Origin of the sequence: Corynebacterium sp. 13CS0277 (assembly GCF_002994655.1) — a bacterium.
Lineage (GTDB): Bacteria > Actinomycetota > Actinomycetes > Mycobacteriales > Mycobacteriaceae > Corynebacterium.
On record NZ_PPDL01000004.1, the window covers coordinates 147,902 to 161,819 of the forward strand.

8 protein-coding genes are annotated in these 13,918 nt (G+C 67.1%); 7 read left to right on the plus strand and 1 reads right to left on the minus strand.

Annotated features, from left to right (window positions below; genetic code table 11):
• The first annotated feature begins 518 nt into the window (after positions 1-518).
• From C1Y63_RS02675 to C1Y63_RS02700, 6 genes are all read left to right on the plus strand, one after another.
• A complete protein-coding gene (locus C1Y63_RS02675) occupies positions 519-1,964 on the plus strand; it encodes an aldehyde dehydrogenase (protein WP_106014920.1) in 1,446 nt (481 codons plus the stop codon).
• Between the two features lie 297 nt (positions 1,965-2,261).
• Positions 2,262-3,998 carry an alpha-keto acid decarboxylase family protein gene (locus C1Y63_RS02680; RefSeq protein WP_233195543.1) on the plus strand — a complete coding sequence of 579 codons (1,737 nt, stop codon included), beginning with the start codon at positions 2,262-2,264 and terminating at the stop codon, positions 3,996-3,998.
• An 864-nt stretch (positions 3,999-4,862) separates the two neighbouring features.
• Entirely contained in the window at positions 4,863-7,172 is a 2,310-nt protein-coding gene (locus C1Y63_RS02685) for a sialidase family protein (protein ID WP_106014921.1), read from the plus strand.
• 94 nt (positions 7,173-7,266) lie between these two features.
• Positions 7,267-9,663, plus strand: coding sequence for a sialidase family protein (locus tag C1Y63_RS02690; RefSeq protein WP_106014922.1), 2,397 nt, complete (start codon positions 7,267-7,269; stop codon positions 9,661-9,663).
• A 154-nt stretch (positions 9,664-9,817) separates the two neighbouring features.
• Positions 9,818-11,299, plus strand: a complete 1,482-nt coding sequence (locus C1Y63_RS02695; RefSeq protein WP_106014923.1) for an MFS transporter — start codon at positions 9,818-9,820, stop codon at positions 11,297-11,299.
• 173 nt (positions 11,300-11,472) lie between these two features.
• Positions 11,473-12,510, plus strand: a complete 1,038-nt coding sequence (locus C1Y63_RS02700) for a DUF4862 family protein (RefSeq protein ID WP_106014924.1) — start codon at positions 11,473-11,475, stop codon at positions 12,508-12,510.
• Here the strand turns inward: C1Y63_RS02700 and C1Y63_RS12480 are convergent.
• Entirely contained in the window at positions 12,507-12,758 is a 252-nt protein-coding gene (locus C1Y63_RS12480; protein ID WP_146128839.1) for a hypothetical protein, read from the minus strand. The genes C1Y63_RS02700 and C1Y63_RS12480 overlap by 4 nt on opposite strands.
• A gap of 300 nt (positions 12,759-13,058) precedes the next feature.
• On the opposite strand from C1Y63_RS12480, the gene C1Y63_RS02710 reads away from it, so the two are divergent.
• Positions 13,059-13,841 (plus strand): SDR family oxidoreductase, encoded by a 783-nt coding sequence (locus C1Y63_RS02710; RefSeq protein ID WP_106014925.1) that lies wholly within the window; start codon positions 13,059-13,061, stop codon positions 13,839-13,841.
• The last annotated feature ends 77 nt before the right edge of the window (positions 13,842-13,918 follow it).

The window sequence follows — 13,918 nt, forward strand, 5'->3', positions numbered from 1 at the left end:
GTGCACCTGATGTGCACCTGATGTGCGCCGGGCGTGCCGCCTGGCTGCCCGCGCCCAGAACTCATGCCCACTCATGCCCACTCATGCCCGCGGCGTGCACGGGTGTGCAAGGGGCGTGCGTTCCACGGCAAACGCGGGCGGGTTTTCACCCCTAGGCTGTGTGTAACCGCAGTCACTCTCGCCGCAGGTGTGGGTCACAGTGGTGTGGGGCTGGTTTCTCCCGCCGGCCCCGAACACCCCAACAGCCCACGCCTGTGGCGGGGACTGCGGGGAGATCTCAGGAGCCGGGAGCGCGCAGTGCTCATGTGTTCCGCACTGCGCCCCCGCGCCACACCCGCCCGTACGGTCCGGGTGGCTTGCTCCACTCCGCACACACACAATTTTTCCCTTCCTTTCCCTTTTTCACCCGGCCCCACCCGGGCGCGCACCCGCCGCCGGCAGGACAGTGCGCGCCGGGTTGTACGCGGCCCCGACCCGCACCCCCATGATTGTGGGGGGTGCGTGCAAAGGACACTCTCATGCTCAACCACATGTTCATCGACGGCCAGGCAGTCACCGGCACCGGGGCAGAGATCCCCACGTTCAACCCGGCGACAGGGGAGGTCATCACCTCCGTGGCGTCTGCCACCCAGGCGGATGTTGATACCGCCGTCGCCGCCGCCCGCCGGGCGCTGACTGCCCCGGAGTGGGCCGGGTTGCTGCCCGTGCAGCGCGCCGCCGTCCTGTTTAAGATCGCCGACCTCATCGAGGCGCACGCCGAGGAACTCGCCCAGCTGGAAACCCTCGACCAGGGGCAGCCGCTCGGAGTGTCGCAGGGTATTTCTGTGGCGGGCGCGGCGAACCACTTCCGCTACTACGCGGGCTGGGTCACCAAGATGGAAGGGGTCATCAACCCGATCTCGTTCCCCGACACCCTCAACTACACCCGCCGGGAGCCCGTCGGCGTCAACGCGCTCATTACCCCGTGGAACTTCCCGCTGATGATCCTCGCGTGGAAGCTCGCGCCGGCGCTGGCGACCGGCAACACCGTCGTCATCAAGCCCAGTGAAGTCACCCCGCTGACGAGCCTCAAGCTCGTGGAACTCGTGCAGGAAGCGGGCGTGCCGCAGGGCGTGGTCAACATCGTCACCGGCGGCGGGGAGGTCGGGGCCATGCTGAGCAGCCACATGGATGTTGACCACCTGTCCTACACGGGCTCCACGCAGGTGGGCCGCATCATCACGAAGGCGGCCGCCGACTCCAATCTCAAGCGCCTCACCCTGGAGCTCGGGGGGAAGGCCCCGTCGATCATCACGAAGAACGCCGACATTGATGCCGCCGTCGCCGGTAACCTCGGCGGGGCGCTGCTCAACTCCGGGCAGGTGTGCGCCGCCTACACCCGCTTCTTCGTCGACCGTGCCGTCCACGACGAGTTCGTCGAGAAGATGGCCGCCGCCATGCAGGGCATGCAGATCGGTGCCGGTTCCGATCCCAACACCCAGGTCACCCCGCTGGTCAGTGAGAAGCACGTCGGCCACGTCATGAACCTCATTGAGTCCGGCAAGAACAGCGGCGCGGAGCTCGTCACCGGCGGCCAGCGCGTCGACCGGGAGGGCTTCTTCGTCGAGCCGACCCTGTTCACCGGGGTGCGCGACGACATGGAGATCGCCACCGAGGAAATCTTCGGCCCGGTGCTCTCCGTCATGGCCTACGACGGCGAAGACGACCTCATGGGCACGCTGGCCCGCGCCAACGACAGCCAGTACGGTTTGGCGGCCACCGTGTGGACGAAGGACCTGGGCGAGTCGCAGCGGATCTCCAACGGGCTGCGCAGCGGTGCAGTGTTCGTCAACATGCTGCCCATCCCCGACATGGCCGCCCCCTGGGGTGGGTACAAGACCTCCGGCTGGGGCCGCGAGATGGGCAAGTGGGCGCTCGACTGCTACACGGAGCAGAAGACCGTGTGGCTGCACTACGGCCAGTAACACACCCCGCCGCGAGGCGCGCCGCACTGTGCACACTGTGCAGCGCAGCCCCGGCGCCCCACGGGCCCAGGCTCGCCGCGTGAAGCCCGTGCCTGAGGACCACCGGCCGGGGGAGGGGCTGCGCGCAGCGGTTTAGAATCGTCAAGGCATTCACGACGTCCCCCCGCACTGGGCGCACCCCGGTGTGGGCGGGACGTCGGCAGGCAGGCCGCGCTCGCTGCGTCGCGTGCTTGTCGGTCATTTTTCTTTTCTTCGCCCGTGTTGTTGTTCCCTGACCCCGTGAGGACCCACCCCGCCGTGACGAAACGCCCCGCCCCCGAGATCGCCACCCTCGCCGACACCCGGCCCGCCGAGGTGCCGTATACGGTCGCCGACTACCTCTTCGACCGCATCGCGCAGACCGGCATCGAGGAGATCTTCGGCGTGCCCGGCGACTTCAACCTGCCGTTCCTCGACAACATCCTGGAGCACCCGCAGCTGCGCTGGGTGGGCAACAACAATGAGCTCAACGCCGGCTACGCCGCCGACGGCTACGCCCGCATCACCGGCTTTGCCGCCATGGTCACCACCTTCGGCGTCGGCGAACTGTCCGCCATCAACGCCACCGGCGGTTCCTTCGCGGAGAACGTCCCCGTGCTGCACATCGTGGGCGCGCCGGCGCGCTGGAGCCAAAACAATCACCTCAAGGTGCACCACACGCTTGCCGATGGCGACTACCGGCACTTCTACGACATGGCCACCCACGTGACCTGCGCGCAGGCGTGGCTCACCCCGGAGAACGCCGCGAAGGAAATCGACCGGGTCATCCGCACGATGCTCACCCAGTCCCGCCCCGGCTACGTGGTGCTCTCCCCGGACGTGGCGGCCGCGCCCTGCGCCCGCCCCTGGGGGTCCATCGCCGAGGACATCGGGCAGATCACCGCGCCGACGGCACTCGCCGCCTTTGAGGCCGCAGCCACGGAATTCCTCCGGGGGCACACCGCCATGATCGTCGCCGACCGGCTCATCGAACGCTACTCCGCCCAGGACGCCACCGACGCACTCATCGCCTCCTGCGCGCTGCCGTACGCCACCCTGCCGTGGTCCGTCGGCGTCGTCGATACCGACAGCCCCCGCTACGTCGGCGCCTACTGGGCGGCGGTGTCCACCCCACGCACCCTCCACGCCGTGGAAGGGGCGGAACGCCTCATCATGATCGGCACCCTGCTCACCGACACCGCCACCGCGGGCTTCAGCGCCGACATTGATGACGCGGACATTGTGGCCATCGACCCGCTGTCCGCCCGCGTCGGCACCACCGAATTCGGCCCCATCGCCATGGCCGACGGTATCGCCGCCGTCCAGCGCGCCATCGCCGCCGCGCGCCCGACCCCGCAGCCCCTGCAGCCCGCAGCGACCACCACGCCCGCCCCCATCGACGGCGCGCAGCCGCTGCGCCAGGATGACCTGTGGGACATCATCACCGGCTGGTTGCCCAGCGACTCCATCCTCGTCGCCGACCTTGGCACCACCATGTTCGGGCTGGCCGGCAAACCCCTGCCGAAGGGCGCGTGGTCCATGGGGCAGCCGGTGTGGGCCTCCATCGGTTTTGCGCTGCCGGCCGCCCTCGGCGCGGGCATCGCCGCCCCGGAACGCCGCACCGTGCTCGTCACCGGTGACGGTGCCGCCCAGCTGACCGTGCAGGAAATCTCCACCATGCTGCGGGAGAAAACCCACCCCATCATCCTGCTCATCAACAACGCCGGCTACACCGTGGAACGCGCCATCCACGGCCCGCACGCCCTCTACAACGACATCAGCACCTACAACTGGCAGCAGGTGCCGTTGGCGCTCGGGGGTTCGGACGCCGACACCCTGGTGCTGCGGGCCGGCACCCCGGACGAGCTGGGCGGCGCCCTTGCCCGCGCCTGGGACACCCCCGACAAGCTCGTGTGGGTGGAAGTGATGATGGACCCGCAGGACGTGCCCACCAGCCTGGCGAACTTCACCGCCACCGTCGCCGCCAGCATGCGCGCCCACGCCGCACGCTCTTAGGAGTCTCTGGGGTTGGCATTGCGGCTCCGTGCGGTTGCTGCAGTGCGGGGAGAGTGTGTGTGTTGCATAGGATGCAGGTTTCCTGCGGCGTCGGCGTTCGGCTTGCGCCGCCATAGCGTGTCCGTGGGCTTCGCCGCAGGGTTTTGTCCTGTGATTCATCTCTTAGCGATGTGGGCGCTGTGGGGTGCTTCCGCGCCGTCGTGTGTGGGGTGGGCGGCGCGCTGTGCGTGGGGGTAGGTAGGGGGTGGGTGCTGGCGTGGGTTCGGGTGGCTCTGTTGTGGATTCGGGCATCGCATCGGTGGACTCCGCGCGGCAATGGAGAAGCGTCCGGGATGGGTGCTGCAGCCGCGCGTGGTTGCGTGGTGGGATGTGTGGGTGCTGGGTGTGGGGTGCGTCCGTTCGGGTGTGACGTGGCGTTTTTCGGTTGGATTCTTCAGCGATGGTTGTGTCCAGTCGCACCTATCTCTTCATGTGGGAATGTGTGGATTCGGTGGGGATTGGGGACACTTTGCCCCCGGTGTATCACTGTGTCGCAGGCCGCAGAATGTGGGATCGGGCATGTCTGTTGGCGGGGTTTCAGTGAAATATGGGGGTAGGTTGCGGGGGTAGCTGCTTATGGTGATGTGTGCATGTGGTGCTTGTGTGCGCTGCCTGGGATTTGTGGTGAATGGCCTGGAAAAACGCTTGTCGTAGCATATCTGCTACCCCTCCTGTGCGTGGCCTGCTTCGCATTTTTGTTTACGTTGTGTTGTGGCCCACAGACTCTGTGGGTACATTGGCGGGCAGTAAGAAAACGTCAGATGTTTGCGGTGTGCGGCTGTGCTCGCGCGCGCCCGCCCCGCCAGGATCCGTAAAGGACGAGCCATGGCACAACTCCCCGCCACGGTGGTGGCCATCACTGGAGAAGTTCCCGAGTCCACTCCCATCGACCCCGCCCAGCGCACCGCCCGCGGCAGTCTCGTGCTTGGGTTCCGCACGACCGTTGACGGGCCCCTGCTGGAGATCCTTGGCGAGAAAGGTTCACTCGCCCTGGAGATTGCGGGCGGCCGCCTCGATGGCAGGGTCATTGCGGAGGCGGGCATCCGCCACATCGACGCCGAGGACACGCTCGGCTTGGATGACGGTCACGAGCACACCATCGGACTCACCGTCGATGAGACGGGCATGCACGTCTTCGTCGATGGCTACGAGGCCTTCACCACGAGCCTCGGGGTGTGGACTGAAGCTCTGCACGCCACCGAGATCCTCGTTGACGCGGACGGCATCATGTCCGCCACCCGACTGGTCCTCTTTGCCGATGCGCTGAGCTCCAAAGCTCACGTCGCGCAGGCCACTCCCCAGGCCCCACTCATCGAATTCGCGGCCGCCGAACTCAGCTCCCGCGATGCGGCGCGCTGCAGCGCCCTAACGCACGGCAGCTTGCGCGCCCGGATGCGGGCCCGCGGGATGGGTCAGGGCGGCACCATCATCGCCGCTGAGGGCAGCGCAGGCCGTCTCGCACTGGAACTCCGGGCCGATGGCCTGCACTACACCGTGTGGGACAGTGCCGGCTGCGAACTGGCCACCGTTGCCGCGCCCGGACACTACGACGACGGTTCCTGGCACGATGTCGTGCTGACCTCCGGGCGGGGCGCGCTCATCCTCTACGCCGATGGCACCCAGGTGGGGCAAGCCCCTGGAGCAGCCTTCTTTGGCGACATTGGCACTGTCCGGCGAGTCACCGTTGGCATGAACCTCGAAGGCTCCCGCTTGTTTGGGGAGGCACAGACCGCCGCGATCTTCGACAGCGTTCTTAGCGACCACCAGGTCAAAAGGCTTGCTGGGACGAGCCCCCTGCCGGTCCAGGCCCTGTTCGACACAGGCATGGCGGGCTCTGCCTCCTACCGTATCCCCAGCATTCTCACCCTCGACTCCGGGGTCGTGCTCGCAGGCGCTGACCAGCGGGTGAGCATCGCCAACGACTCTCCCAACGACATCAACTTCGTGCTGCGCCGCAGCCTCGACGGCGGGCACACTTGGGAGGAGCTTCAGACGCTCATCACCTACCCCGGCAGTGGTCGGCTGGGGGCCTCCGTCATCGACTCCGTTCTTGTGCAGGATCACTCCACCGGGCGGGTGCTCGTCCTCATCGATCACTTCCCCGGCGGTATCGGGCAACCCAACTGCGCCGCAGGCACCGGCTACTCCGAGGCCGGGGAGATGTTGCTCCACGACCGTGCTGGCGGCGAGTACATTCTCCGGGCCGACGGGCGGGTGGAACACGTCGATGGCACAGACACCGACTACCGCGTGGCCGCTGACGGCAGCGTCACCCGCGGCGGCGCGGCCGCCGGCAACATCTACCTCGCCTACGGTGTCGACCCCGACGAGAGCCTGTTCACCGCGCGGACCAGTTACCTGCAGATGATCTACTCCGATGACGACGGGGCCACCTGGTCCGATCCCATCGACATCACCGCCCAGGTTAAAGCCCCTTGGATGCGATTCTTCGGCACCTCCCCCGGCAACGGCATCCAACTGGCCAGCGGTCGGATCCTCGTGCCCGTGTACTACAACCACGAAGAAGGCATCACCTTCTCCTGCGCCGCCATCTACTCCGACGACGGTGGCAACACATGGCATTTGGGGGCCTCCCCAAACGATGGGCGCACGCTTGATGGTGTGGAGCTGCACTCCCGCACTCTGACCGACGATCGCGGCAGCCTTCACGAATCCGCTCTTGTCGAAGGTTCCGACGGCAGCGTGCACGTGTTCATGCGGAACCAGCACCCCTCGGGACGTGTCGCCCACGCCATCAGCCGTGACGGCGGGGAGACCTGGGGCGACGTCACTTACGAAGAACAACTCACCGAGATCTTCTCCCAACCGAATGCCATTCGCGTACAGCTCGACGCACAGCAGGCCGCCCAGTACGGGGCCGAGTACGCCATCGTTTTCGCCAACGCCTCCCGCATGCTGCCTTTTCGTGGCTGCGGAGTGCTCCGCGCCAGCTTTGACGACGGACACACTTGGCCGCACAACAAAGTCTTCAACCCCCGGCACTACGTCTACCAGTGCATGACCCAGCTACCTGACGGACGCATCGGGTTGCTGTGGGAACGAGAAACCCAGGGCCTGTTCTTCACGCCCCTGGACTTCGAGTGGATCACCGAGTCCCGTAGCACCATCAGCTGATCCGATACGGCTGCCGGGATGCCTATTGCCCCTCTTTCCTTCTTTCTCTTTCTTCTTCACCTCTGTCTTCGCCACATTTCATCTAGGAGTTCTTATGAACGACATGCAACTATCCCGCCGCACCACGCTCAAGGGCATGGCCGCAGTGATGGCCGCGGGGCTCGTTAACTGGGGCCCCATGCCGCACGCGTGGGCGCAGGAATTCACCGTCGCTGATGACGCGGCGGCGGAGCGTATTCCGCTGCGCCCCGGGCAGGAAACCCCCGTCGGCGACGCGGCAGCGCTGGGCGGTGAGTCCGCCACCCTGCTGTTCCGCTACCAGGCAGAGCCTGGAAGCACTGGCCCCATCGTTCAGGCCCGGGCCGGTGGTTCAGCGGTGTTTGGCGTTGCGATCGACCGCGGCCACCTCGAGTTTGGCGAGCAGCTCCGTTTCCCCGTGGCCAGCGATCGTCCGGCACACCTCGATGATGGGCACCCCCACTGGGTGGCGCTCGTTGTCGACCCGCAGGGCACTCGTGTGTTCCTCGATGGGCAGTACGCCCATTCCACGACGCGCACCTATTCGGAGCGCGCCCAGGCCGCGACTGTGATGGCTGGCGGTGGAAACGTGACTGGCTGGGTCTCTGACGTGGTGTGCACCGACCGTGCACTTTCTCCGGAGGAGATCTCCCGGATGTGCACCCTGCCTGTGCCGGTCGGTTCCTGGCAGGGGCCCTTCGACGTTGCCCCCAGGGTTCCCCTGGTCAACCGTCTGCCCGACCTTGGGGAGCAGCTGCCGACGGAAGGTACCCTCTTCGTCGAGTTCACGACGGTCGACCGGGGCGTGGTCTCCCTCATGAGCGTGGGTGATTCCCGCGCGGACGCAACGGACCTCACACTAGCCCTCAATGACGGGGCACTCGTCGTCGAGCACCGTACCCGCGGACGCTTCGCCATGAAGTTCACCGTTGCTGGCGACTGGGCCGACGGCGAACGCCACAGCGTTGCGATGAGCACCTCACCGCACGGCAGCATCGTCTACGTCGATGGCTCTGAGGTTGAACGGCACTCCCACTCGTCGTTCATCGCGGGGCTGGGTGGTGCAACCGGACTGTGGTTGGGCGGCAATACCGACAACCACGGGGAGGAATGGAAGCTCACCGGCACCATTCACCGGGCCGCTGTGTTCCAGCAGCCGCTGCTGTGGCAACAGGTTGCGCAGCTCGCTGAGCAGCCCATCGCGGTTTCGCGTGCCCTGTTCGACCGCGGTTATGGCGGTTCCGCCAGCTACCGCATCCCCACCCTGCTGCGGACTCAGGCCGGCACCCTGTTGGCCTGCGCCGACCAGCGCACCGCCAGCCCCTATGACAGCCCGAACCACATTCAGACGGCGGTACGCCGCAGTGAAGACGGCGGGCACACTTGGGAGGACGTGCAGGTTGCGATCACTCAACCCGGATCGGGCCGCTCCGGGGCCTCTGTCATCGATACCTGCCTCGTGCAGGATCGCGACTCCGGCCGCATCATCATGATCGTTGACCGCTTCCCGGGTGGTGGCGGCCAGGCCAACTCGCGAGCCACCACTGGCTATGACGCCCAGGGGCGCAAGCTGCTCACCGATACCAAGGGCACCGTGTATACGCTGCAGGCCGATGGCACCGTCGACGGCACCGACTTTATCGTGGACACGGATGGCACGATCCGCCGCGACGGGGTGGAGGTGGGCAACATTCACCTCCCCGGCGGGCCGCTGAGTGAAGAACGGACCGCCTACATGGTGATGGTCAGCAGCATGGACGACGGCCGCACCTGGTCCGAACCCGTCGACATCACCCACCAGGTCAAGCAGCCGTGGATGCGTTTCCTCGGTACCGGTCCGGGGTCAGCGCTCCAGACGACCTCCGGGCGGATGTTGGTGCCGGTGTACTTCAACAATGCTCGCTCCAGCGCCAACGTCTACAGCGCCGGGGTTATCTTCTCCGACGACGGTGGCATCAACTGGAACCTCGGAGGCAGCCCCAACGGGGACCTCGACCTGGAGACCTTTAATGATCGGCGTCGCGCCGCCCATGAGGCCACCATTGCGCAGACCGCCGACGGCACCATCCACATGTTCATGCGGAACCTGGGCCCCCACGTCCTGCATTCCACCAGTGACGACGACGGGGACACCTGGACTGTGCCAGTCGCACTCACCCAGGTGCCGGAGATTTTCTCGCAGCCCAATGTCCTCGCCATCGGTGGAAACCAGCTGGTGTTCTCCAACGCGTCGAAGCGGTTCCCCGGTGATTCCGGCCGTTCCCGCGAACGGGGCCGCGGAGTGCTCCGCTACAGCGACGACGGGGGCCGCACGTTCAGCCGCAACCGGGTGTTCCGGCCGGACACCTACGTGTACTCCTCCATGGTGCTTCTCGACGATTCCACTATCGGTCTGCTGTGGGAAATGGAATGGGATGGCATCTACTTCGCCCACGTTCCCATCGACTGGATCCTCGCCGGCAGGATGGCGTAACCCGCTTTCACACGTGTCCATGACCCCGGGGCGCGGCACCGATGTCTGACCCGCTCGCCCCGGGGCGGGGCACCCCACACTCTTTTCTTCCGTCTTCTTCCTTTCCTCGCCCGCCCACAGGCGGCGGGCGGTCACGCCAGAAAGGCAGCCACACATGACTCCACACACCCCCACCCCCGATGCCACCCGCGCTCTTCCCTGGTACAAGCAGCTGTCCCGGGAGAAGTGGAAGGCGTTCTTCGCCGCCTGGCTTGGTGTGCTCCTCGACGGCTACGACTTCGTCCTCATCTCCTTTGCATTGCCCGCCATCCGTGAGGCCTTCGGGCTGAGCCTTGTGCAGGCCGCTTCCCTCGTGTCGGCGGCGTTCGTATCCCGCTGGATTGGTGGCCTCATCCTCGGAGCCCTGGCCGATAAGGTGGGCCGTAAGCCGGCGATGATCATCTCCATCTTCCTGTTTGCTGGCGGTTCCGTCCTCATGGCGTTCGCCCCGGGCTTCTGGCTGCTGTTCGTCTGCCGCCTCGTCATCGGTTTCGCGATGGCAGGGGAGTACTCTTCCTCCGCCACCTACGTCATCGAGTCCTGGCCGAAGCACATGCGTAATAAGGCATCCGGGTTCTTGCTCTCGGGCTTTGCGTTTGGCGTCATCCTCGCCGCCCAGGTCAACCAGCACCTCACCGCCGCGGTCGATGCGTGGCACCCGGGCTGGGGATGGCGCGCACTGTTCCTTACTGGCATCGTGCCGATCATCGTCGCGATCTACATGCGCCGTTCTCTCCCGGAGGCTACCGACTGGGAGGAACAAAAGAAGCAGGAGACGGGTAACAACGACATGCTCGCGATCCTCTTCGGTGGCCCCCGCAAAGTCCTCAACGTTGTCGGAGTGGTGGTGGCCGCAGTGTTCCTGCTGCTTATCTTCTCCGAGGTGCATCTGCCGGCGCTGCTTATCGCGGTCCTCGGGGTCGCCTGTGGCGGCATCTTCATCGGCTTCATTTACCAGTTCGATCCGCAGCGCTGGGTCATCGGTGTGGCGATCATGGTGACGATCTTCGCGTCCTTCATGTACACCTGGCCCATCCAGGGCCTGCTGCCCACCTACCTCAAGGATGTCGGCATGGACCCGGCGACCGTGTCTTCCGTCGTGACCTTCGCCGGCCTTGGCAACGCCCTCGGCTACATCACCGCAGGATTCATGGGTGACAAATTCGGCATGCGCCGCTGGTACGCCCTGTCGCTTATCATCTCCCAGCTGCTCGTCTTCCCCCTGTTTATGCAGAACGGTAAGTGGGTGGCACTCGTGGCTGCGCTCCTGTTCTTTAACCAGATGTTTGGCCAGGGTGTCTCCGGCCTGCTGCCGAAGTGGGTGTCCTCCTACTTCCCTGTGGAGCGCCGCGCCGCCGGCCTTGGATTCTGCTACAACGTCGGTGCCCTTGGCGGTGCCGTCGGCCCTGTGCTCGGTGCCGCGATCGCCGGTCACTGGTCCCTCGGCGGTGCGCTCGCCGTGTTGTCCGTCGGCTTTGCCGGCATCGTGATCGCCTCCATCGGTCTCAATCTGCCGCGTGCCCTGCAGAAGCTCGTCAACCCTGCAGCAGTGCGCCCCGAGGATGGCAACGACGAGATCATCAACGCCGCCGATTAGTGCCCCACACCAGGGGCGCTCACCCGCGCCCCTGCGCGCTGGGCGGCGAAACTCACACCCCCGAATCCGCCCCTGCGTCGCGGCGGGCGGCGCATCCTTAAACTACCGATCCCCGCGACGCCGCGGGGCGCAAAGCCCAGGCGCCGCCCCGACACCCAAGGAGTGTTGACCCCATGCCCAGCGCAAAAGACCATGTGTCGCCCGCAGCCCGCGCCGCTCTGCCGTTTATCGTCGGCGCCTATGCCTCGCAGCCGCAGGACGCCGCCGGGCAGGCCGAGTACTACGACCTGCTGGCCGCCACCGGCTGGGTCGACGGCCTCGAAGTGCCCTTCCCCGGCCAGCTGCGGGACCCCGCTACCCGGTACCACCTGGGGGAGCTCATGGCGGGCAGGTTCACGCACAGTGTCCTCACCCCCATCCCGGGCACCATGATGAGCGTGTGGGACGACCCCACCTTCGGCCTGGCCAGTCCCCACCCCAGTGGCCGGGCCCGGGCCGTGGAATTCCTGCGGGAAGCCCACGACGCTGTTGCGTCACTCCACGCCGACCATGGCCCGGTGTTCCGCTGGGTGGCGCTGCACTCCGCCCCGACGAACACCTGCGATCCGGAGGCTTTCGCCACCTCCGTCGCCGAGATCGCCGCCTGGGACTGGGGTGGCGTGGAGCTCGTCATCGAGCACTGCGACGAAACCACCGCCACCACTGACGCCGCAGGCATCAGCCCGGACCGGGTGCGGCGCACCCACACCCCGGAGAAAGGCTTCCTCCTCCTCGGCGACGAGATAGCCATCGCCCAGGAGTATGGGGTGGGGGTGTCGCTGAACTGGGGGCGCAGCGCCGTCGGCTCCCGCGGGGCCACCGTCCCCGCCGAGCACGTCGCCCAGGCCGCAGCCGCCGGCGTGCTGCGCGGGGTGCTGTTCAGCGGGGCCTCCCCCGAAGCCACCACCTACGGGAGCGCATGGCTCGACGGCCACCTGCCGGCCACCACCGACGAACCCGCCTCCATCATGTCGGAGCAGCTCATCGACGCGGCCGCCAGTCGGGCGGTCGGCGCCGACTATCTCGGGGCGAAGTGCTGCGTGCCCGCCGACGCACCCCTGGCCCGGCGGGTGGAGATGCTCAGCCACATCCACCGCGCCGCCATCGGCGCGCCGGGCGCGGGAGCGTGTGCGGCAGGTGTGGGTGCCGCGGACGGGGCTGCGGAATCCTAGGAGGCCGCGCGGCGGAGCTGCGCCAGGTCCGCGCAGAGCGCGATCACTTCGTCGACGCGCTCCGGGGCGCGCTCTACGGTGGCGGCGAGCACGTCGTGGAAGTCGTTGGCGGGGTCGCCCGCCACGATCTCCAGGGCGCCGTCGCGGGGCAGCAGCACAGGCTCCTCAAGGGCGAGCCCCTGGGCGAGGAACTCCTCGCGGCTCGTGCCGCCGCCCAAGTAGTCGATGATCAGCTCGGTCAGGGTCATGGGCGTGGGGTGAGACCTTCCAAAAGCAAGCGGGTGCACACTGTGGTGTGCATCGGGCGTGGGCCCGAGTGTAGCGGAACCCGCCTGCTGCATGTCCGCCACCGCCGGGCGCCGGCTGTTGGTGCGGGGTGTGGGGGGCCGGCCGCCGTGGGGGTGCGGGCGTCACGCGCGGCGGGGGTGCGGGTGCTGGGCGTGGCGGCGTGGGCGCAACCGGCGTATGCCGGCCCCGCATGCGGTGTGAGGGGGTAGTCGCGAGCGGGGTTTCTGCGGCCTCCGCCACACCATGGTTAGGATGGCGTCATGACTACCAACACTGCTTCTTCCAACCAGGCCCTCGCCGGCCGGGTGGCGCTCGTCACCGGCGGCGCCCAGGGCATCGGCCAGGGCATCGCCCGAGTCCTGCGTGGCCAGGGCGCGACCGTCTACGTCACGGGCCTCACCGACGCCGACATGGAGGCCGGCGCCGCCGCCGGCTTCCCGACCCTGCAGGCGGACGCCTCCGACGCGGACGCCATGGGCCGCGCCGTCGCCCAGGTCGTCGACGAGCAGGGTGCCCTCGACATCCTCGTCGCGAACGCCGGCATCTACCCCCAGCAGCGCATCGACGAGCTCACCCTCGATGAGGTCATGCGGGTGCTGAAGATCAACGTCGGCGGCACCGTCGTCAGCGTCAAGGCCGCCAAGGAAGCGCTGACCAAGAGCGAAGCCGGGCGCATCGTGGTGGTGTCCTCCATCACGGGTAACTTCACGGGCTACCCCGGCTGGTCGCACTACGGCGCCAGCAAGGCCGCCCAGATGGGCTTCGTGCGTTCCGCAGCCCTGGAGCTCGCGCCGCAGGGTGTGACCATCAACGCGGTGCTGCCGGGCAACATCCGCACCGCCGGCCTCGACGCGCTGGGTGAGGACTACGTCAACCAGATGGCGCGCTCCGTGCCGCTGGGCTACCTCGGCGACCCGGAGGACATCGGTGAGGCGGTGGCGTTCCTCGCCTCCCCGGGTGCCCGCTACATCACCGGCCAGGAGATCATCGTCGACGGCGGCCAGCTGCTGCCCGAGTCGATGGACGCACTCAACGACATGTAACCCGACTTGGCTCACCGCCAGGTGACTAATCTCATGTTGACGCTCTGACCAGCTCGAATGGGATTCGAAAAGTTTAA

Coding starts and splice junctions, on each gene's coding strand:
- C1Y63_RS02675 (WP_106014920.1), top strand. CDS start 519: ATGCTCAACCACATGTTCATCGACGGCCAGGCAGTCACCGGCACCGGG.
- C1Y63_RS02685 (WP_106014921.1), top strand. CDS start 4,863: ATGGCACAACTCCCCGCCACGGTGGTGGCCATCACTGGAGAAGTTCCC.
- C1Y63_RS02700 (WP_106014924.1), top strand. CDS start 11,473: ATGCCCAGCGCAAAAGACCATGTGTCGCCCGCAGCCCGCGCCGCTCTG.
- C1Y63_RS02710 (WP_106014925.1), top strand. CDS start 13,059: ATGACTACCAACACTGCTTCTTCCAACCAGGCCCTCGCCGGCCGGGTG.
- C1Y63_RS02695 (WP_106014923.1), top strand. CDS start 9,818: ATGACTCCACACACCCCCACCCCCGATGCCACCCGCGCTCTTCCCTGG.
- C1Y63_RS12480 (WP_146128839.1), bottom strand. CDS start 12,758: ATGACCCTGACCGAGCTGATCATCGACTACTTGGGCGGCGGCACGAGC.
- C1Y63_RS02690 (WP_106014922.1), top strand. CDS start 7,267: ATGAACGACATGCAACTATCCCGCCGCACCACGCTCAAGGGCATGGCC.